The following is a 20,558-nucleotide window of genomic DNA, read 5'->3' on the forward strand; positions in this document are numbered from 1 at the left end:
AGCGCGCTCTACAGCGGCTGGGTCCGGCACCGCCGCTACGCGCCGAAAGCGCTGGCGTTCCGCTATCCGCTGTTCCTGATGTACCTGGATCTGGCCGAACTCGAGCAGGTGTTCGCGCGGCGCTGGCTGTGGTCGGTCGGGCGCCGCAACCTGGTCGAATTCCGCCGCAGCGACTACCTGGGCGATCCGGCGCAACCACTGGACGAAGCCGTGCGCGACCGCGTGCAGCAGCACTGCGGCGAACGCCCGCTCGGCGCGGTGCGCATGCTCACCCACCTGCGCTACTTCGGTCACTGCTTCAACCCGGTCACGCTCTACTACTGCCACGACGCGCAGCAACGCCTGCACAGCATCGTCGCCGAGATCACCAACACGCCGTGGAAGCAGCGCCATGCCTATGTGCTGCCGGTGGCCGCCGCGCGCAGCCACGGCCGCGTGCATGCCTGGCGCTTCGACAAGCGCTTCCACGTCTCGCCGTTCATGGCGATGGCGCACGCCTACGCATGGCGCTGCAGCGAGCCGGGCACGCAGCTGCGCGTGCACATGGACGTGCTGGATCCGCAGCCGGCGGCCAGGCGCTTCGATGCCACGCTGGTGCTGCAGCGGCGCGAAATCTCCGGCGCCAGCCTGGCGCGCGCGCTGCTGCGCTATCCGGCGATGACCTTGCAGGTCGTGGCCAAGATCCACTGGCAGGCATTGCGCCTGTGGCTGCGCGGCAATCCGGTGCACGACCACCCCGATCACTCCCTTCCGCGAGAAAGCCGATGAACGCTCCGCACGCGCCCTCCTCCGCCGCTGCCGCGTTGACCCCGGCCGCGCCGCCGCTGCGCGGCCTCGACCGTCTGCTACGGCAACGCCTGTTCGCCACGCTCGACGGCTTGCGCGACGGCCAGTTGCAGATCGAGGAAGCCGGTGCGATCACCACGTTGGGGAGCGCCACCCTGGGCAGCGCCACGCAGGCCGATAGCGCACTGCACGCGCACCTGCGCATCCGCGATCCGCGCTTCTACCGCCAGGCCGCGTTGAACGGCAGCGTCGGCGTCGGCGAGGCGTACATGGATGGCTTGTGGGAATGCGACGACCTGGTCGCGCTGGTGCGCCTGCTGGTACGCAACCGCGAGCGCCTGGACGCGATGGAAACCGGCCTGGCCCGTCTCGGCGGCATGGCGATGCGCGGGCTGCACACGCTGGCACGCAACACACGTGCCGGCAGCCGCCGCAACATCGCCGCGCACTACGACCTGGGCAACCCGCTGTTCGAACTGTTCCTGGACCGCAACCTGATGTATTCCTCGGCGATCTTCCGCGACGAAGACGCCGCACTCGGCGACGCTGCGCTGGAGCGCGCCGCCGAGCGCAAGCTGCAGCGCATCTGCGCCAAGCTGGACCTGCAGCCGCACCACCATGTGGTCGAGATCGGCAGCGGCTGGGGCGGTTTCGCGCTGCACGCAGCCAAGCATCATGGCTGCCGCGTCACTACCGTGACCATCTCGCGCGAGCAATACGAGCTGGCGCGCCAGCGCGTGGACGCGGCCGGCCTGTCCGAACGCGTCGAGGTGCTGTTGCGCGACTACCGCGACCTCGACGGCCGCTACGACCGGCTGGTCTCGATCGAGATGATCGAGGCGATCGGCCACCAGTACCTGGACACCTATTTCGGCAAGGTCGGCAGCCTGCTCAAGGACGACGGCCAGGCGCTGATCCAGGCCATCACCATCGAAGACCACCGCTACGCGCAGGCGCTGAAATCGGTGGATTTCATCAAGCGCCACATCTTCCCCGGCAGCTTCATTCCCTCGGTAGCGGCGATGACCGGCGCGATCGCGCGCGCCAGCGACCTGCGCCTGTTCAACCTGGAAGACATCGGCCCCAGCTACGCGCTGACCCTGCGCGCCTGGCGCCAGCGCTTCATGGCCAAGTTGCCGCAGGTGCGCGCGCTGGGTTACGACGAACGCTTCATCCGCATGTGGGAGTTCTACCTGGCCTATTGCGAGGGCGGCTTCCTGGAACGCTCGATCGGCGACGTGCACCTGTGGCTGAGCAAGCCGGGCGCGCGCCCGGCGCAGTTCGCGCCGGCGCTGGCGCACGACGCATGAGCAACCTCGCCAACTACGTCGCGTTGCAGCTGCTGTGGCTGGCGACCGTAATGGGCGCCGGGCATGGACTGGCCTGGGCCGGCCCGGCGGCGCTGGCGCTGTTCGCGCTGTACCAGTTGCAGCCGCGCCGCCGCGCGCGCGGCGATATCGCGCTGATGGCGCTGGCGCTGTTGCTCGGTGCCGGCGTCGATACCGCGCTGGCCGCGGGCGGCTGGGTGCGTTACGCCGCGGCGCTGCCGCCGGCGCCGTGGGCGCCGTTGTGGATCCTGGCGCTGTGGGCCGGCTTCGCGCTGACCTTCAACCATTCGCTGGCCTGGGTCATGCAACGCCCGTGGCGCGCGGCGCTGTTCGGCGCGGTATTCGGCCCGCTCGGCTATGTGCTGGCCGCGCGCGGCTGGCAGGCGGTGACGCTGGGCGCGCCGCTGCTGCACGCGGTGCTCGCGCTGGCGCTGGCCTGGGCCGCGGCGCTGGCCGTGCTGAGCGTGGCGACGCGACGGCTGTCGGCGACGGCGCAGCCCGCGCCCCGCATCGCCGGCGTGGCGCCATGAACGCCTGGCCGCTGCTGCATGTGGGTGCGTTCACCGCGCTGGCGATGCTCGCCGGCTGGGCCTGGCAGCGGCGCAGCCGCAACGCCGGCGTGGTCGATGTGCTGTGGGCGGCATGCATGGCGCTGGCCGCGGTGTACTGCGCCTGGCGTGCCGACGGCGCCGCGCTGCCACGCGTGCTGACCGCGGCGATGGGCGGGCTGTGGGGCGCGCGCCTGGCCTGGCACCTGGGCGTGCGCGTGTTCGGCGATGCGCACGAGGACGGCCGCTATCGCGCGCTGCGCGAACACTGGCACGGCGACCAGCGCCGCTTCCTGCTGTTCTTCCTCGGCCAGGCGCTGGTGGTGGTGCTGTTCGCGGTGCCGCTGTCGATCGCCGCGCACAATCCGCTGCCGCAGTGGAGCGTGTGGACCACGCTGGCGCTGGCGACCTGGCTGCTGGCGGTAGGCGGGGAAAGCCTGGCCGACCGCCAGCTGGCCGCGTTCCGCGCCGATCCGGGCAACAAGGGCAAGACCTGCCGCCGCGGCCTGTGGCGCTACTCGCGGCATCCGAATTATTTCTTCGAGTTCGTGCATTGGTTCGCCTACGTGTTCCTGGCGGTGGGCAGCGGCGCGCTGTGGGTTGCTATCGCCGCGCTGGGGCCGCTGCTGATGTTCGCGTTCCTGTACCGGGTCACCGGCATTCCCTACACCGAACAACAGGCGCTGCGCTCGCGCGGCCAGGACTACGCCGACTACCAGCGCAGCACCAGCGCCTTCTTTCCGTTGCCGCCGCGGCAATGACCCCGCTTCCAGGAGATCCGCCGATGTCCAGCACCCTCGCCCCTTCGCCTGCGCCCGCGCTGCCGGCCGAACCGTTGGCCACCCGTGTGGCCGAATCCGGCCTGCTGCCCGATGCGCTGCTGCGCGCGGCGATGCGCAAGCTGTGCACGCAGCGCCTACGCGACGAGCGCAGCGGTGGCGCCGACGCGGCCTGGGAACGCCAGCGCGCCTTCGTCGAGGCCTTGCGCGGCAGCGCCATCGCGATCGAGACCGACGCCGCCAACCGCCAGCACTACGAGCTGCCGCCGCGCTTCTTCGAGCTGTGCCTGGGCAAGCGCCTGAAGTACAGCAGTTGCTACTGGGATGCCGGCACCCAGGACCTGGACGCGGCCGAGGAACGCATGCTGCACCTGTACGCCGAACGCGCGCAGCTGCGCGACCGCCAGCGCATCCTCGAACTGGGCTGCGGCTGGGGCTCGCTGACCCTGTGGATGGCCGAACACTATCCCGGCGCGCGCATCACCGCGGTGTCCAACTCGCGGCCGCAGCGCGAGCACATCGAGGCGCAATGCCGCGCGCGCGGGCTGCGCAACGTGGAGGTGATCACCCATGACGCCAACACCCTGAGCCTGCCGCATGCGAGCTTCGACCGCGTGGTGTCGATCGAGATGTTCGAGCACATGCGCAACTACCGCGAGCTGCTGGCGCGGATCGGCCAGTGGCTGGTGCCGGGCGGCCGGCTATTCGTGCACATCTTTTGCCACCGCGACCTGGCCTACCCGTTCGAGGTGCAGGGCGAGGACAACTGGATGGGCAGGCACTTCTTCACCGGCGGGCTGATGCCGGCCGCCGACACCCTGCTGCAGTTCCAGGACGACCTGGCGCTGGAACGGCGCTGGCTGCTGTCCGGCGAACACTACGAGAAGACCGCCAACGCCTGGCTACGCAACCAGGACCGGCATCGTGCCGAACTGATGCCGGTGCTGCAGGCCACCTACGGCCGCGACGCGAAGATCTGGTGGCAGCGCTGGCGCATGTTCTGGATGGCCTGCGCGGAGCTGTTCGGCTACGAACAGGGCCAGCAGTGGGGCGTGGCGCATTACCGGTTCGTTAGGCGCTGAAGCGCCGGGATTGGGGAGTCGGGATTCGGGATTGGCAAAAGCAGGCTGTGTGCACTGAAGCGCGACGTGATGCGGATCGGCCCTTGGACCGATCGCATGGTCAGGCAGCTGGAGGTGGGGATCGAATCCCGAATCCCCAATCCCTAATCCCGGCTTTCCAATCACACGGCAGCGGTGATCACGATCTCGATCTTCCACTCCGGGTTGGCCAGCTTGGCCTGCACGGTGGCGCGCGCCGGGGTGTTGCCAGGGCAGACCCAGCTTTCCCAGACCTTGTTCATCTCGGCGAATTCGGCCAAGTCGGTCATGTAGATCTCCGCGCGCAGCACCTTGCTCTTGTCGCTGGCGGCGCGCCCCAGCAGTTCGTCGATCGCCGCCAGGACCTGACGGGTCTGGCCAGCGATGTCGGCGCTGGTGTCGTCGGCGATCTGCCCGGCCAGGTAGGCCACGCCGTTGTGTACGGTCATTTCCGACATGCGCGGGCCGGTATCGAATCGCTGGATCATGAGGCAGTGTCCTGAAGAGGGGAAACCCGGGCATTGTCGCGCGATTGCGCCGGGCCTGCAGGCCGCCACAGCCGGTAGGCGACCAGCAGCAGCCAGGCCAGGATCAGCACGATCGCCAGCTTCTGGGTCAGCCCGCGCGGCAGCGCGCGCCACAGCACATGCACCCACAGCGCCACGAACGCCGCCACCGCCAGGGCCGACAGCGTGCCGGCACGGCCTTGCCACGGCGCTTGCCGGCGCAGCCAGGCGCTCTGCAGCAGCATCGCGCTGGTCGCGCACAGGAACGCGGTCTGCGCGAACAGCCCGTGCAACAACGGCGCCAGCAACGGTGTGCGCTGCGGCAGGTAGCTGTCGCCGATCGCCACCCCGCACAGGCCAAGCGCGGCGACCGCGAACAGCAGCAGCGGCGCGGCGCTGCGTGCCGGTGGTGGGGCCTGCGCATACAGGCCGGCAGCCAGCGCGACGATGCCCGCCGCCAGCAGTACGTAGACAATCCGCAGCAGCAGCCCACCGGGACCGTGCAGGTACAGGCTCAGCGTCGCCTGCTGCCAGTGCAGATCGGCGCGCAGCAGCTGCAGCGCCAGCGCCACGCCGAGGAACAGCAGGCACAGCAGCGTGGCGAGGGCGCCGGCGGCGCGCGGCCAATGCGGCGGCGCGGAGACGGGGGCCAGGGGCGTGGGCATGGAATCGGCTCCGGGTCGTAGCGGGGAACGCGATGCGCGACGCAGCGCGCGCCCGCACCCTCCGCGCACGCCGACGCGGTGCCGACGTGCGATTCCACTATGATGCGCGTCGCCGGTGTCGCCGGTACAGCCCCAGGCCAGCCGATATCGCGATGCACCAGCCCCTTTTCGCCTGCAGGCGCGCCATCGCGATGGCCCGCACCGCCAACGCTACCAGCCTGCGCAACGCCGCCGGCGCCTGCGCACAGTTCCCTCTCTCCTTCGCTTACGCTCCCCTGCAATGACCGACGCCGCGCCCCCCGTTTCCCCGTCCCCCTCCACCGCTGGCTGGCGCCGTGCGCTGCCGGTGGTGTTCAGCCTGGTGATCCTGGCGCTGGCGCTGCGCGCGCTGGCCACCGAGTTCAGCACCCACGGCTACGCCGCGATCCGCCATGCCTTCAACCAGCTCGGCGTCGGCCAGATCGCGCTGACCCTGCTGCTGGGGCTGAGCAGCTACGCCTGCCTGATCGGCTTCGACGCGGTCGGCCTGCACCGCAGCGGGCGCAAGCTGCATCCGATGCGGATCGGCGTCACCGCGTTCCTGGCGCATGCGGTCGGGCAGACCCTGGGCTTCGCCGCGCTCACCGGCGGCGCGGTGCGCCTGCGCGGCTACGGCCGGGTCGGGCTGAGCCTGGCCGAGATCGGCCAGGTGGTGCTGATGAGCACGCTCGGCTTCGTGTTCGGCGCCTGGCTGCTGCTGGCCTTGGCGCTGACCCTGGAACCGGCCTCGGCGGCGCTGGCGCTGCCGCTCGGCGCTTCGGCGGTACGCGCGTTCGGCATCGCGCTGCTGGCCGGCTTCGGCCTGATGCTGCTGCTGGCCGGGCGCGAAGGCCGCACCCTGCGCTGGCGCACTCACGAACTGTGGCTGCCGGACCGGCGCACCGCGCTCGGCGTGACCGCGCTGAGCGTGGTCGAACTGGGCTTGGCCAGCGCCGCGTTCTACGTGTTGCTGCCGAACGAGTCGGGCATCGAGTTCGTCGGCTTCGTCGGCCTGTACCTGGTCGCGGTGGTGGCCGGGTTGATGTCCACCGTGCCGGCCGGGCTGGGCGTGTTCGAGTGGAGCCTGCTCAAGCTGCTGCCCGGCGTGGCCCCGGCCGCGGTGCTGGCCGCGGCGCTGATCTACCGCATCACCTACTACGTGGTGCCGCTGCTGCTGTCGGTGCTGATGGCCGCGGTCTCGGGCCTGCGCCGGCCGCTGGCGGCCAGCGCCGGCGGGGTGCGCGTGGCCTGGGGCACGCTGCGTCCGTGGCTGCCGCAGATCATCGCCATGGCGGTGTTCGCGGTCGGCGCGGCGCTGGTCATCGACGGCACCCTGCCGACGCCGAAGCGGCGCCTGGGCATGGCGCCGCTGTCGATCGTGGAGACCTCGCACCTGCTGGCCAGCCTCGGCGGCGTGGTACTGCTGCTGATCGGCCAGGGCCTGCAGCGGCGCAGCCATGCGGCCTGGATGCTGGCGATCGGCATCTGCGTGCTGCTGCCGCTGCCGGCCTGGCTGCGCGGCGGGCATGCCTCGGTGGCGCTGTCCTCGCTGGTGGTGGCGGCCGGGCTATGGGGCGCGCGGCGCGAGTTCTACCGTCAGGGCGCGCTGCTCGACGAGGCCTGGTCGTGGCCGTGGCTGCGCAACCTGGGGCTGGTGCTGATCGCCACGGTGTGGCTGCTGTTCTTCGTCTACAGCCACGTCGAATACCAGAACGAACTGTGGTGGCAGTTCGCCACCTCGGCCAATGCTCCGCGCGCGCTGCGCGCGGTGCTGCTGGTCAGTGTGGCGGTGGTGGTGTTCGGGCTGGCGCGCTTGCTGCACAGCACGCGCTCGCCGCTGCCGGCCGCCGACGCGGCGCAGTTGGATGGGCTGGCGCCGGTGCTGGCCGTGGCCACCGACACCCAGGCCTGCCTGGTGCTGACCGGCGACAAGGCGCTGCTGCCCGACGAAGGCGGCCAGGGCTTCGTGATGATGCAGCGCTACGGCGGCTCGCTGGTGGCGATGGGCGACCCGGTGGGACCGCCGGAAGTCGCGCGGGCGCTGATCTGGCGCTTCCGCGAGGAAGCCGACCGCATGGGCCTGCGCCCGGTGTTCTACCAGGTCGGCGAGCAGCACTGGCAGACCTACCTCGACCTGGGCCTGACCCTGGTCAAGCTGGGCGAGGAAGCGATGGTTTCGCTGGAAGACTTCCACCTGGAAGGCCGCGACCGCGCCGACCTGCGCCAGGCCTGGAACCGCGGCAAGCGCAGCGGACTGAGTTTCCGCATCGTGCCGCTGGAGGAGATCGACGCGCTGATGCCGGTGCTGGCCGAGGTCTCGCAGCAATGGCTGGAGGAAAAGGCCGGCGAAGAGAAGGGCTTCTCGCTGGGCAGCTTCGACCCGGCCTATCTGCGCCGCTTCCCGATCGCGGTGGTCGAAGCCGAGGGCAAGGTCGTGGCCTTCGCCAACCTGTGGCAGGCGCCGGCCGGACACGAACTATCGGTGGACCTGATGCGGCACATCGCCGATGCGCCGAAGGGCACCATGGATTTCCTGTTCATCGAATTGTTCCTGTGGGGCCGCGAGCAGGGCTACAAGCGCTTCTCGCTGGGCATGGCGCCGCTGTCGGGCCTGGCCCAGCACCGCCTGGCCGGACGCTGGAACCGCTTCGGCAACCTGATCGTGCGCCACGGCGAGCGCTTCTACGGCTTCACCGGCCTGCGCCGCTTCAAGTCCAAGTTCGCCCCGGCCTGGCGCACCCGCTACCTGGCCGCCCCCGGCGGCATGCACCTGCCGGCGGCGCTGCTGGACGTGACACGGCTGATCTCTCTGGATCCGCGCAAGCCCGATTGACGGCCGGGATTCGGGATTGGGGATTGGGGATTGGTAGCCAATCGGCTGCGGACGCAGGGATTCGGAGACCTTGGATGGCGTCTCCGCGGCAACTGCCGGGTTGTGGGAGGGGCGTCAGCCCCGACGCTTTAGCGGCAGTGCGTCGGGGCTGAAGCCCCACAAATGCCGCTCTTGCGAATCCCCAATCCCCAATCCCCAATCCCGGCCTTCAATCAATCCGCTGCAGAATCTGCTTGGCCAGTTCCGCGTAGTCGCCCTTGAAGTGATGGTCGCCGGGCAGCTTCACTAACTGCGCGCCGCCGTGCGGCAGGTCCGGGCACAGCGTGTCGTCGTCGTCTTCGCCGTAGATGCACAGGGTCTGCGCGCCCGGCATCTTCGCCACGTCCGGGGCGATCGGCAGGCCGTCGTCGCCGGAGCTGATCCAGTTGGAGACGTGGAATTCGTAGTCGGCGGTCTTGCCCAGCGACAGCAGCGCGGTGGCCTGCACCTGCTCGCGCATCGCCGGCGGCAGTTGGTTGTAGGCCGCCGGCAACACGTCGGCGCCCTGCGAGAAGCCGATCAGCACTACCCGTCCGCGCTGCCACAGGTGGCTGTAGTGGCGGTAGATCCGGTCCAGGTCGGTGGCGAAGCCCTGCGGGGTGCGCTCGCTCCAGAAGTAGCGCAGCGAGTCCACGCCGACCACCGGGATGCCGGCCTGGGCCAGCGCGCCGGCCACCTGCTGGTCGAGTCCGGCCCAGCCGCCGTCGCCGGAGACGAAGATCGCGAACACCTGCTCATGGCCCTTGCCCGCGGCCGCGTCGCCAGCGGGCGCAGGCACCTCGACCACCGGCAGCCCGGCCAGGTCGACCGGCGTCGGCGGCAGGCTGACGCCGCGCTGCGCACCGAGCGAGCGCACTGCCGCGCGTAGCCCGGGCAACGCATCGCCGCTGGCGCTGCGGCGGAACTGCTGCGCCTGCGGCACCTTCTGCACGAACGCGTCGCTCTGCTGGGTGCAGCGGCCCTTGCCCGGCGCATCGATCGCCGCCAGCCATGGCAGCGGCAGCGTGGCCGGTTGCAGCGCACGTGCCGGTGCGGTGATGCCGGCGCCGCAGATCTGGTCGTCCAGCACCTGCACCGGACAGAAATCCTCGGTGACCAGGCCGGCCAGCAGGTGCTTGGGCGCCTGCGCCGCGACCGCATAGGCCAGCGCGGCACCGTCGCCGTCGCCGACCAGCAGCGGCAGGCGGTAGGTCGGCACGTGGTAGTAGGCCTGCACGTAGCGCGAGAAGTTCTCCACGTCGCCGGCGGAGAAGCCGCAGGTGCCGGGGATCTTGGCCAGCACCGCCTGCAGGTGTGCGCCGTCGATCACTACCACCATCGCGCCGTCGTCGCGCAAGGCCTCGATCTGGCGCATGCGCGACGCCGCGCCGCGCTTGCCGCCGGCGAACCACAGCACCACGCGCTGCGCCTCGCCGTGCGGCAGCAGCACCGGGACCTGTTCGAAGCGGCCGTGGCTGAGTTTTTCCGGGACCGCGGCCGCTGGCGCCGCTGACGCTGGCGCTGCGGCCGTCGTCGCAGGCGCCGCCGAGGCGGCGGCCGCGGCGGTCAGGCCGGCCAACGCACATCCCCACATCCATCCGCCACGCATTCGCATCATCCGGCAATCCTGAAAAGGCCAATCCTGAAACAGCGTGTAAAGATAATCCCGAACGGCGGTGGCGCGAAGCGCGGCGCAGGCGCCGGTTCATGCGGGGTACGCCGCAAGCGTGCCAGCGCGGCGCCGCTGCAGCCATCAGGCGGCCGCGCCGGTGCGGCTGCAGCGACGCGCAGCGGGCGCTCACGCGCCCGGGTCGGCCTCGGGATGGCGCAGCCGCCACGCCGCCAGCGCCTGCCGATAGCGCGCCACTTCGTCGTTGTACAGGTCGTGCACGCACAGCGGACAACCGCTGTTGCAGCAATCGCTGGGCAGCGGCGGCTGCGGCGCTTGCGGGCACGGATCGGCAGTGGCGGGATCGGGATCGTACATCACGGTGCGCGGCGGGTGGCACGCCAGCGGCGCGAACAGGTGCCCATTGTAGAACGCCGCCGCGGCCGGCTCAGCCGATCGCCTGGCGCAGGTTGGCGCGCGCCGCCGCGTCGTAGCGCGCATGGAACCAGTCGCTGAGGAAGATGCGCGGCTGCGCCAGCACCGTCTTCAGGAACGCGCGGCGCTTGCGCCGGTACAGCCAGCCCGGCACCACGCCGCTGTATTCCTCGGCGATGGCGCGATCGTAGGCGGCGAACCCGGCGGGATCGGCGCCGAGGATGGCCATGTCGCAATCCAGGAACAGCGCCGCCTCGGCATCCACCGCCGCGGCGGACAGTTGCCCGTGGCGCGCGGTCAGCTCGATCAGCGCGGCGACGCGCGCCGCGTCCAGCCCGGCGGTGGGCAGCCATTGCGCGATCGCCGCCTGCGCCATGCGCGCCGACTGCGCCTCGTTGTCGCCACGCCCGGCCTGATACACCGCGTCGTGGTAGAGCACGGCCAGGTAGACCTCGCGCGGCTGCCGCCAGCCCAGCGCCGCGGCCACCTCGGCATAGTGGCCCAGCACCGCCTGCACGTGGCCGAAGTGGTGATAGGCGCGCGGCGGCGTGGCATAGGCCGCCTGCAACTGCTCCCACTGCGCGGCGGGCAGGGTCAGCGGCGGCGCGGGTTCGTTCATCGGATCGCCTCGCCGCCGGCGGACGCAGGCCCGGCCGCATCCGCCGACAGCGGCCAGGTCGCCTCGTGCACATAGCGCCCCTGCCCTTGCACGCTACGGATCAGGCTCAGCGCGGCGACCGGGCAGCGCAGTTCCGGCACGGCTTGCGGCGGCACCGTCTGCTCGTCGTAGCTCAGGGTGATATGCGGGACATAGGCCGGGTCGGCGCGCGTTGCCACGCCCTGGCGCCCGAGTTGCTGCTGCAGGGCCTCGCGCAGGTGGCGCAACGCGGGCGGCTCGCCGTCGCCAAGCAACACCAGCGGCCGCGTGCGGGCGCGGCCGCCGAAGCTGGCGACCCGATCGAAACACAGGTCGAACGGCGCCGCCGCCAATGCCTGTCCGGCGGCATGCGCCTGCTGCAGCAGCCGCGGCGGAATGCCGGCGTACTCGCCGAGGTAATGCAAGGTCAGGTGCAGACGTTCCACCGGCAGCGCGCGACCGCGCAGGCCATGCTCGGCACGCAGGCGCTCGCCCAGTGCGAAGGCGCGCTGCGCGGTGGCCGGGTCCGGCAGCACGGCGAAGAACAGGCTCTCGCGCGGCGCCGGCGCCGCGAAGCCGAGCGAGAACTGCGCGTTTGCGGAAGAAGGATCGTGGGCCATCGGCTAGGTGCGGGAGCCGCGGTCACTGCGGCAAGGGGACAAGGGCCGTCATCGTAGCAAGCGCATCGCGCCCGGCGTGCGACCGCTCGCTTGGAAAACGCAAAAAGCCGACCGGATGGAATCCGGTCGGCCTTTGCGCCTTTCAGCATCGGCACATTGCAATCCGCGCGGATCGCAACGCACCTTGCCGTCGATGATGGCCGGGCGCGAACCCGGCCTGCAGCTTACGCCGCGTTCTTCATCGCCAGCTTGCGGTTGCGCATCACGTCATGGCAGGCGCGCACTTCCGGCAGCAGCTTGGTGGCGGCATCGCGTGCGGCGACCGGGGTATCGCTGTCGGCGATGGTTTCGTTGAACGCCTTCAACAGGCGATCCTCGGACTCTTCCAGTTCGGCCACGTAGCCGTACTTGGTGTCGCCCAGCGTCGCGCGCACCTTGCCGTACATCTGCTGCATGCTGCCGACCAGCGTGCCGTGCTCGTCGGGCTTGCCGCCGACCGCCTGGACCACCGCGCTCAGGCTGCTGACGATGTCGGACTTGACCCCGGCAATGCGCAGGAACAGCGCGGACAACTCGGCATCGCCGACCTTCTGCGCCGCTTCCTCGTAGAACTCCTTGCCGTCGCGGGAGATGGCGATGAGGTCGTTGAGGCTGTGGGTGGTCTTGCTCTGAATGCTCATGGATGGAACTCCTTCTGCAATGGGCCGGCGAACATCGCGCAACGGGCACGTCGGGTCGTGTTCCCCTGGATGTCGCTCGGCCGCGATATGGAAGCGTCTTGCCACGTTGCGTCGTGGGAGGGATGCTGGACGCCGGGGCATAAAGTGCACGTGAGCCGAAACGCTTGCGTCCTCACGCGGCGCTGGCAGGCATGAACAGGCATTCAGCGCCGACGCGCGGAGCGCCTTGGCGATATTTTCGCCAGCGGTTGGCGAAGGCTGGCGCAGATGGCCGCAACGCAGTTATCCACATGCTTGCCCAGCGATCGTCCACAGCCGCTGTGGATGAATGCGCTGCTCCGGCCTGGGCTCAGACCCGGCATTGCGGCCTTCGCACTCGCCCGCGACCGCGCACGCCACCACCGCGCCGGCAAAGGGCTATATTTGCGCCGAGACCCTCCCATTCCGGGTCGCCACGAGGTGCGCCATGTTCGGTTGGACCGCGTTCGCCCTGGTCGCTGCCACAGCGATCGCGCCACCACCCGCGCCGCCCGCGGCGGACCAGATCATGCGCGTCCCGCCTGCGCTGCATGCGCTGGTGCAGCAGCGCGTCGATCTGCGCGCCCCGCGCGAGCAACGCCTGCAGCAACTGGTGAAGTTCGCCTTCGATGCCGACGGCCTGGACCTGCAGTACGACGCCAAGGCCACCAACAGCATCGCCGAGACCTACGCCACGCGCCGCGTCAATTGCCTGTCCTTCACCCTGCTGTTCGTGGCCATGGCGCGCGACGTGGGGCTGGACGCGCAGGTGGAAGAGGTAGGCCGCGTGCTGAGCTGGTACCAGGACGGCGACGCGCTGTACAACGCCGGCCACGTCAACGTCGGCGTGCGCATCGACGGGCGCCATGCCAGCATCGACCTGGACCGCAGCGTGCTGATGGACCGGCGTGGCCCGCAGCCGATTTCCGACCGCCGCGCGCTGGCCCACTACTACAACAATCGCGGCGCCGAACTGATGGCCGACGGCGACCTGCCCGCCGCGCAACAGCATCTGGCGATGGCGCTGCAGATGGACCGCGACTTCGCCGCCGCCTGGAACAACCTCGGCGTGCTGGAGCTGCGCCAAGGCGATCCGCAAGCGGCCACGCAGGACTATGCGACCGCGCTGGCGGTCGACCCCAACCATATGTCCGCACTGTCCAACGCCGCCATCCTGTACCGACGCCTGGGCGATGGGCGGCGCGAGGCGGCGATGCTGGCGCGACTGCAACGCGTGCAGCAGACCGACCCGTTCCAGCAGTATCTGCTCGGCAACGAGGCGGAGCGGCGCCAGGACTACGCCGCGGCGATCGGCTACTACCGGCATGCGCTGCGGCTGTACGACGGCGCGGACCTGCTGTATTTCGCCCTGGCCCGCGCGTATCTGCTCAACGGCGATACGCGCCGCGCGAACACGGCGATGCAGCAGGCGCTGGCGCACGCCGACAAAGCCACGCAGCCGCGCTATCAGGCCAAGCTGGACGCGTTGCGGCGGCTGTCGCACAACACGCAGGCGCTGCGCTGAGTCCCGCCGCGCACGTCAGGCACGCCGCGCGCGCCCGCGGCGCGCGTGCAACAAGCAGCCAGTCGCGCAATGGCGCGCGGCGCGTGGAAAGTCGAACCGCGCTCTTGAGCGCTCAGCCAGCCGTCGCCAGGCGCTGCGCACGGCGCGCGTCGTGGCGCGCCCACAAGTACACCAGCAGGCCGCCCAGCGCCGCCGCCGCGCCGACATAGCCGGTCGAGGTCCAGCCCAGCCCGGCGCTGATCGCGATCCCGCCCATCCACGGTCCCAGCGCGTTGGCCAGGTTGAAGGCGGCATGGTTGGACGCCGCGGCCAGGGTCTGCGCCTCGCTGGCCACGTCCATCAGCCGGGTCTGCAACACCGGCGCCAGCGCACCCATCGTGCCGACCGCGACCACCGCCGGCAGCACCGCCCAGGGCGAGTGCGCGGCCAGCGGCCAGGCCAGCAGCACCGCCATCGACCACAGCAGCACCAGCGGCACGGCGCGGAACTGCAGCCGGTCGAACAACCAACCGCCGGCAAGGTTGCCGAGCAGGCCGCCGAAGCCGAACGCGCACATCGCGAACGGGATCCAGCGTTCGGACACGCCGGTGACCTGGGTCAGGGTCGGCGCCAGATAGCTGAAAACGCAGAACATGCCGGCGAAGCCGACCGAGCCGATGCCCAGCGCCAGCCACACCTGCGGCCGGTTGAACGCGCGCAGTTCGCGCAGCGGCTGCTGCCGCGGTTCCTGCGGATCGGCCGGCAGCAGGCGCATGACCAGCACCACGGTCAGCACCGCGATCGCCGCCACCAGCGCGTACGCGTAGCGCCATTGCGCCACCTGGCCGAGCCAGGTCGCCAACGGATTGCCGACCAGCACCGCCAGATTGAGCCCCAGCAACACCCGGCTCACCGCCGCGCCGCGCTGGTCGGGGCAGCTGATCGACGCGGCGACCAGCGTGGCCACGCCGAAATAGGCGCCATGCGGCAGCCCGGCGATGAAGCGCACCAGCAGCATGCTGTGGTAATCCGGCGCCAGCGCACTGGCCAGGTTGCCGACCGCGTAGAAGCCCATCAGCGCCAGCAGCAGGGTGCGCCGCGGCCAGCGCGCGCCGACGATCGCCAGCAGCGGCGCGCCGACCACCACGCCCAGCGCGTAGGCGCTGATCAGGTGTCCGACCTGCGGCTCGTCGATCGCCAGCCCGCGCGCGATGTACGGCATCAGGCCCATGGTGGAGAACTCGCTGGTGCCGATCGCGAAGCCGCCCATCGCCAACGCGAACAGGATCAGCACGTAGCCGCGGCGCGACAGCGGCGCCTGGGGAGTGACGGGAGTGGACATGCCCGGGACCTGATGAGGGGCCGCTCATTATTGTGCATCGCAGCATGCAAGGGCACCCATGCGCGTGCAACACCGCGTTGCAGCGTGGCGCGTGGGCGTCGAGTGGCAGCCAGGCTGTACAGCTTCAGCATGCGACCTCACCAGTACCGCCCTGGCGCGCAGCGCTCGGCGCGATGCCGCGGTGGCGGCGGACATGCGCATTACCTTGTTCACTGCATCGCTATCGCTCGGACCGCAACGGCGTCGCGGCCAACTCCAAGCATCGGCTCCAATACGGGGGGCGCCCTCGCTGGCGAGCCGACCGCCGGCAACGCACTGTCCCATCGCGGCGACGCGCAAACGCGGCGGTCGTCCCCATGTCTTGACGGGAGACGGCCGACGCCTTCGGTGCCGTGCCGTCCGTGCCCCCATTCCTGTTTTTCGAGAAACTGTGACAATGACCGCTACCGCTTCCCCGTTGTTCGCCCCGCTGCGCCTGGGCGCGATCGAACTGGCCAACCGCATCGTGATGGCGCCGCTGACCCGCAATCGCGCCGAAGGCGAAGGCCGCATCCCCTCGCCGCTGGCGCCCGAGTACTACGGCCAACGCGCCAGCGCCGGGCTGATCGTCGCCGAGGCCACCCAGATCAGCCCGATGGGCCAGGGCTACATGGACACGCCAGGGATCTACAGCGAAGCGCAGGTCGCGGCGTGGAAGAACGTCACTGCCGAGGTGCACCGCCGCGGCGGCAAGATCGTGCTGCAGCTGTGGCACGTCGGCCGCATCTCCCACGTCAGCCTGCTGCCGGACGGCGCTGCGCCGGTGGCGCCGAGCGCGCTGCGCGCCGACGCCAAGACCTACACCGCCGAGGGCTTCAGCGACGTCTCCGCACCGCGTGCGCTGCGCCTGGACGAGATTCCGGCGCTGCTCGAGGACTTCCGCCATGCCGCGCGCAACGCCATCGCCGCCGGCTTCGACGGCGTGGAAGTGCATGCCGCCAACGGCTACCTGATCGACCAGTTCCTGCGCGACGGCAGCAACCGCCGCGACGACGCCTACGGCGGCAGCATCGAGAACCGCACCCGGCTGCTGTTCGAGGTGGTGCAGGCGGTGGCGCAGGAAATCGGCGCCGAGCGCACCGGCGTGCGCCTGTCGCCGGTGACCCCGGCCAACGATGCGCACGACAGCGACCCGCAGCCGCTGTTCGAGCGCGCGGTCGAACGCCTGGACCCGCTGGGCCTGGCCTTCCTGCATGTGATCGAGGGCGCCACCGGCGGCCCGCGCGACAACATCGCCTTCGATTACGCCGCACTGCGCGCCAAGTTCCGCGGTCCGTGGCTGGTCAACAACGGCTACGACAAGGCCCTGGCCGAGCGGGTGCTCGGCTCGGGCGCTGCCGACGCGGTCGCGTTCGGGCGCCCGTTCATCGCCAATCCGGATCTGGTGGAACGGCTGCGCCGCGATGCGCCGCTCAACCCGCTGGATGCGGACACGCTCTACGGCGGCGGCGCCAAGGGCTACACCGATTACCCGACGCTGGACTGAGAAGCCAGGCACGCGGCGGCGGCACACCCGTGCCGCCGCCGCTGCAGCTCAAGGCGTCGCCGCCTTCTGCGGCGGCGCGTCCGCGGACAGATGCGCCTGCAGGAAACCCGCCACCCCGCTCCACAGCGCGGCGCGGTGATCGACGTCGGCGAAGCCGTGGCCCTCGCCCGCGAAGGTCAGCCCCACCGGCGGGTTGCCGGCCATCTCCAGCATCCGCAGCATGCGTCGGGTGTGTTCGTAATCCACGCGCCGGTCTTCCAGCCCGTGCGCCAGCAGCACCGGCACCTTGATCGCGTCGTAGCGGTACAGCGGCGAGGTGCTGGTCATCTGCTCCAGCTGCGTGTTGGGATTGCCCAGCAGTCGTTCCAGATCGGCGCGACCATCGGCATCGCGCCCGCCGTCGCTGGCGGTATAGAACAGGATCCGGTCGGCGACGCCGGCGATCGACGCCACGCAGCGGAAACGCTCCGGCCAACGCATCGCCATCACCAGCGCCGAGTAACCGCCATAACTGGCGCCAAGCACGCACATGCGCTGCGCATCCAGCGGATAGCGCGCCAGCGCCTGCCCGATCGCCGCGTCGATGTCGTCCTCGATCAGCGTGCCGAAACCGCCGCGCCCGGCTTCGCGGAACGCGCGACCATAGCCGTCGGAGCCGCGGAAGTTGACCCGCAGCACCGCATAGCCCAGCGAGGCGAGGAACTGGGTGTCCGGATCGAAGCCCAGCGAATCGGCCACGCCGATCGGCCCGCCATGCGGGAACACCACCAGCGGCTTGCGCCCGCCGCCCGGCGGCAAGGTCAGGAACGCCTCCAGCGGCAGCCCGTCGCGACCCTTGAACTTGAGCACTTCGCTCGGCGCGAAGTGCATGCCGTGCAGCCATGGCATGTCCTCGGCGATCGCGCTGGCCGCACGCTTGTCCAGGTCCAGATGGAACAGTTGCGGCGGCTGGTCGCTGGCGTCGGCCCACAGCACCATCTGCCGGCCGTCCAGGTTGCGCGCGGCGATCTGCACGTTGCGCCCGGGCAGCGCGGCGCTCAACGCGCGGCCGAGGCGTTCGTCGGTGCTTTCGAAGTAGTGGCTGACCAGGCGCCCGCTCTCGTAGTAGGTGACCCCGATCGGCGTGCGCCGCGGCCCCTGGATCAGGTCGACCACATCGACTCCGGGCTGGCTGAACAGCGTGCGCACGATCTTGCGCGCGGCGACGTCGTAGGCGACCAGGTCGCGCTGCGCGCGGCCGTCGTCGGTCACCGCGTAGATCTCGCCCGCATCGAAGGACAGGCCGACCGGCTGGAAATCGCGCAGGTCGCTGAGCGTCATCACGTCGCGGTAGGTCGCGCCCATGCCGTCGCGGTACATCAGCACGTAGTCGTCGTCGCGCCGCACCACCGCCAGGCGCAGCCGCCCGTTGCCGTCGGTCAGCCAGCCCACGTCGCGTTCCAGGCCGATGTTCAGCCGTTCCTGGAAGCGCGGCCGCCAGCGGTCGATCGCCGCCTGACTGGACACGTCCATCAGCTGCACCGCGTTGTCGCCGTTGCGCAGCGTGGTGGCGAACAGCACCGTATTGGGCGTTTGCGGCAACGCATCGACGATGTAGCCGCCATTGGGCAGGGTCAGCGGGCTCCACTTGCGCGTGCCGTCGGCCGCGGTGTCCACGCGCATGCCGCGCACCACGTTCGGGCCACGCGGCACGCGCACGGTGAACAGCAGCGCATCGTTGCCGGCCCACAGCAGTTGCTTGATCGGCTCGACGCTGGTGGCCAACAGGCGCTGCTGGTTGCTGGTCAGATCCAGCAGTTCGATCCGCCATTCGTCCTTGCGCTCGTGCAGTTGCAGCGCCAGCAGGTCGCCACGCGGGTTCAGCTCCAGCGCCTTGACCAGACCGCCGCGAAACAACGTGGCCGGGGCGATCGGCATCGCGGCCGGCGGTGGCGGCGCGCGCAACGTCACCTTCGCCGCCGGCGTGGCGTTGGGATGCTGCGCCAGCGCCTTGCGGTAGAACTGCGGGAACGGATCGGGATAGTGCCCGGAATAGCTCAGTTCGTACTGCGCCCACAGCGCCGGATGGGTCTGCTGCAGCCAGTCCATTGCGGCCAGCGAACGGTTGACCATGCCCATGTCGACATTGAACAGCGACTCGGGACGGAACAGCAGATCGCCCGGATAGGTGATGCGTCCAGGCTGGATGCGGAAACGGAATTCGTCGCTGTCGCGCAGGCTGTAGCTGAATTGCGGCATCAGCATGATCTTGCGCCAGGCGTAGTCGCCGACCGGCGCGATGTACAGCCGGTAGCTGATCCCCGGCTTGAGCTGGGACATGGTGCCGGCGCCGAAGATCTTGCCGTCCTTGTTCAACTCCACGCCGTACAGGTCGACATCGGTATCCACCGCGACCAGCACCAGGCCCTCGTCGGGCGCCAGCTGCGGCGTCTGTCCGGGTTTGACTTCCTGCATCCTTGCCCACGCCGGCAATGCCAACGTGCACAACACCAACAGCCACGCCAGCCCGCGCGCCATGCGCAGGCGGCCACCGGCCGCGACAACGTACGTCTCCATGCGTCCCCTGCTCCCTTGCTGGGCGGCGCCCCCCGGCGCCCAGCGCGCATCATAGCCGCGCGCAGGCGGCTCACGGCGGGCCGGCATGGCCCGAACGATCGCGCCGGCAGGCGCTACAGGATCAGCCGCTCGCTGAGGTAATCGATGAACACGCGCAATTTCGGCAGCACATGCCGACCCGACGGCCACAGCAGGTGGAAGGTGCCGTCGGCGGCGACATAGTCGTCCAGCAGCGTGCGCAGCATGCCGTTGGCGACCGCATCGCGCACCGAGTGCTCCGGCAGCAGGGCGATGCCGCAGCCGCGCAGGGCGAAGCTCAGGCGCGTTTCGATGTTGTTGCAGACCATCGACACCGGCAACTGCAGGCCGGCCGCCGCCGCGCCCATCGGCCAGGCCTCCAGGCGTCCGCTGCTGCGGAAGCGGTAATGCAGGCATTGGTGGGCCAGCAGGTCGGCCGGCGCGCGCGGCGTGCCGCAGCGCTGCAGGTAGTCCGGCGCGGCCACCAGGCAGCGCCGGAAACCGCCCAGGCGCTTGGACGCCAGGCGCGAGTCGTCGGGTTCGGCCACGCGCAGCACCGCATCGAAGCCGTCCTCGATCACGTCCACCAGGCGGTCGTCGAAATCCAGATCCAGCTGCACCTGCGGATAGGCGCGCATGAAGTCGGCGAGTACCGGCAGCAGCACGTTGTTGTTCATCGGCAGGCTGACCCGCAGCCGTCCCTTCGGCGTGGCCGCGTGGCTGCCGAGCTCGCTGCGCGCCGCCTCGGCCTCGGCCAGGATGCGCCGGCAGCGCGGCAGGAACAGTTGGCCTTCCGCGGTCAGGGTCTGGCTGCGGGTGCTGCGATGGAACAGGCGCACGCCCAGCGACTGCTCCAGCCGCGCCACGCTCTTGGCCATCGCCGAAGCGGACACGCCCAGCACCCGCGCCGCCTCGGCGAAGCCGCCGCTCTCCACCACCTGCACGAAGCCGCGCAGGCTGCCCAGACTGTCCATCGCCCACTCCATTGCGGACATCTGCGTCCTCGGAGCCAGGAACTCTACCCGTCTTTTTC

The 20,558-nt window shown here is 70.4% G+C and carries 17 protein-coding genes and 1 pseudogene; 8 read left to right on the top strand and 10 right to left on the bottom strand.

Annotated features, from left to right (window positions below):
* The 5 genes and pseudogenes from HEP75_RS14275 to HEP75_RS14295 all read left to right on the top strand — a co-directional run.
* Positions 1 to 768, top strand: a pseudogene (locus HEP75_RS14275) (DUF1365 domain-containing protein); the annotation flags it as partial.
* Complete coding sequence (locus HEP75_RS14280; RefSeq protein WP_255423861.1) at positions 765 to 2,096, top strand: cyclopropane-fatty-acyl-phospholipid synthase family protein; 1,332 nt, start codon at positions 765 to 767, stop codon at positions 2,094 to 2,096. The pseudogene HEP75_RS14275 and the gene HEP75_RS14280, both read left to right, overlap by 4 nt.
* On the top strand, positions 2,093 to 2,644 hold the full coding sequence (locus HEP75_RS14285) for a DUF2878 domain-containing protein (protein WP_185823965.1): 552 nt from the start codon (positions 2,093 to 2,095) through the stop codon (positions 2,642 to 2,644). The genes HEP75_RS14280 and HEP75_RS14285 overlap by 4 nt, the downstream gene beginning before the upstream one ends.
* Positions 2,641 to 3,423 (top strand): DUF1295 domain-containing protein, encoded by a 783-nt coding sequence (locus HEP75_RS14290; protein ID WP_185823966.1) that lies wholly within the window; start codon positions 2,641 to 2,643, stop codon positions 3,421 to 3,423. Before HEP75_RS14285 ends, HEP75_RS14290 begins: the two co-directional genes overlap by 4 nt.
* A gap of 23 nt (positions 3,424 to 3,446) precedes the next feature.
* Entirely contained in the window at positions 3,447 to 4,523 is a 1,077-nt protein-coding gene (locus HEP75_RS14295; RefSeq protein WP_185823967.1) for a cyclopropane-fatty-acyl-phospholipid synthase family protein, read from the top strand.
* Between the two features lie 161 nt (positions 4,524 to 4,684).
* On the opposite strand, the gene HEP75_RS14300 is transcribed toward HEP75_RS14295, so the two are convergent.
* Together HEP75_RS14300 and HEP75_RS14305 are read right to left on the bottom strand one after the other, a co-directional pair.
* On the bottom strand, positions 4,685 to 5,029 hold the full coding sequence (locus HEP75_RS14300) for a RidA family protein (protein ID WP_185813378.1): 345 nt from the start codon (positions 5,027 to 5,029) through the stop codon (positions 4,685 to 4,687).
* Positions 5,026 to 5,712 carry a DUF998 domain-containing protein gene (locus tag HEP75_RS14305; protein ID WP_185823968.1) on the bottom strand — a complete coding sequence of 229 codons (687 nt, stop codon included), beginning with the start codon at positions 5,710 to 5,712 and terminating at the stop codon, positions 5,026 to 5,028. The genes HEP75_RS14300 and HEP75_RS14305 overlap by 4 nt, the downstream gene beginning before the upstream one ends.
* 280 nt (positions 5,713 to 5,992) lie before the next feature.
* Here HEP75_RS14305 and mprF point away from each other — a divergent pair, with 280 nt between their 5' ends.
* Complete coding sequence (gene mprF, locus HEP75_RS14310) at positions 5,993 to 8,563, top strand: bifunctional lysylphosphatidylglycerol flippase/synthetase MprF (protein WP_185823969.1); 2,571 nt, start codon at positions 5,993 to 5,995, stop codon at positions 8,561 to 8,563.
* Positions 8,564 to 8,771: 208 nt separating this feature from the next.
* Here the strand turns inward: mprF and HEP75_RS14315 are convergent, their stop codons facing one another.
* The 5 genes from HEP75_RS14315 to HEP75_RS14335 all read right to left on the bottom strand — a co-directional run bounded on the left by HEP75_RS14315 (position 8,772) and on the right by HEP75_RS14335 (position 12,562).
* Entirely contained in the window at positions 8,772 to 10,199 is a 1,428-nt protein-coding gene (locus tag HEP75_RS14315; protein WP_255423862.1) for an AcvB/VirJ family lysyl-phosphatidylglycerol hydrolase, read from the bottom strand.
* Positions 10,200 to 10,379: 180 nt separating this feature from the next.
* Positions 10,380 to 10,568, bottom strand: a complete 189-nt coding sequence (locus HEP75_RS14320; protein ID WP_185823970.1) for an oxidoreductase-like domain-containing protein — start codon at positions 10,566 to 10,568, stop codon at positions 10,380 to 10,382.
* A 70-nt stretch (positions 10,569 to 10,638) separates the two neighbouring features.
* Positions 10,639 to 11,244 (bottom strand): hypothetical protein, encoded by a 606-nt coding sequence (locus HEP75_RS14325; RefSeq protein ID WP_185823971.1) that lies wholly within the window; start codon positions 11,242 to 11,244, stop codon positions 10,639 to 10,641.
* On the bottom strand, positions 11,241 to 11,882 hold the full coding sequence (locus tag HEP75_RS14330) for a 2'-5' RNA ligase family protein (protein WP_185823972.1): 642 nt from the start codon (positions 11,880 to 11,882) through the stop codon (positions 11,241 to 11,243). The genes HEP75_RS14325 and HEP75_RS14330 overlap by 4 nt, the downstream gene beginning before the upstream one ends.
* A 224-nt stretch (positions 11,883 to 12,106) precedes the next feature.
* Positions 12,107 to 12,562, bottom strand: a complete 456-nt coding sequence (locus tag HEP75_RS14335) for a PA2169 family four-helix-bundle protein (protein WP_185820555.1) — start codon at positions 12,560 to 12,562, stop codon at positions 12,107 to 12,109.
* 466 nt (positions 12,563 to 13,028) lie between these two features.
* On the opposite strand from HEP75_RS14335, the gene HEP75_RS14340 reads away from it, so the two are divergent.
* Entirely contained in the window at positions 13,029 to 14,105 is a 1,077-nt protein-coding gene (locus tag HEP75_RS14340) for a tetratricopeptide repeat protein (protein ID WP_255423863.1), read from the top strand.
* A 112-nt stretch (positions 14,106 to 14,217) separates the two neighbouring features.
* Here the strand turns inward: HEP75_RS14340 and HEP75_RS14345 are convergent, their stop codons facing one another.
* Positions 14,218 to 15,426, bottom strand: coding sequence for an MFS transporter (locus tag HEP75_RS14345; RefSeq protein WP_185823974.1), 1,209 nt, complete (start codon positions 15,424 to 15,426; stop codon positions 14,218 to 14,220).
* 436 nt (positions 15,427 to 15,862) lie between these two features.
* Here HEP75_RS14345 and HEP75_RS14350 point away from each other — a divergent pair, with 436 nt between their 5' ends.
* Positions 15,863 to 16,951, top strand: coding sequence for an alkene reductase (locus HEP75_RS14350; protein ID WP_185820558.1), 1,089 nt, complete (start codon positions 15,863 to 15,865; stop codon positions 16,949 to 16,951).
* 48 nt (positions 16,952 to 16,999) lie between these two features.
* Here HEP75_RS14350 and HEP75_RS14355 read toward each other — a convergent pair whose 3' ends face one another.
* Both HEP75_RS14355 and HEP75_RS14360 read right to left on the bottom strand, forming a co-directional pair.
* Positions 17,000 to 19,507, bottom strand: coding sequence for an alpha/beta fold hydrolase (locus tag HEP75_RS14355; protein WP_185823975.1), 2,508 nt, complete (start codon positions 19,505 to 19,507; stop codon positions 17,000 to 17,002).
* Between the two features lie 113 nt (positions 19,508 to 19,620).
* On the bottom strand, positions 19,621 to 20,499 hold the full coding sequence (locus HEP75_RS14360; protein WP_185820559.1) for a LysR family transcriptional regulator: 879 nt from the start codon (positions 20,497 to 20,499) through the stop codon (positions 19,621 to 19,623).
* Positions 20,500 to 20,558 lie beyond the last annotated feature (59 nt).

The organism is Xanthomonas sp. SI, assembly GCF_014236855.1.
In the GTDB taxonomy this organism is placed as follows: Bacteria; Pseudomonadota; Gammaproteobacteria; order Xanthomonadales; family Xanthomonadaceae; genus Xanthomonas_A.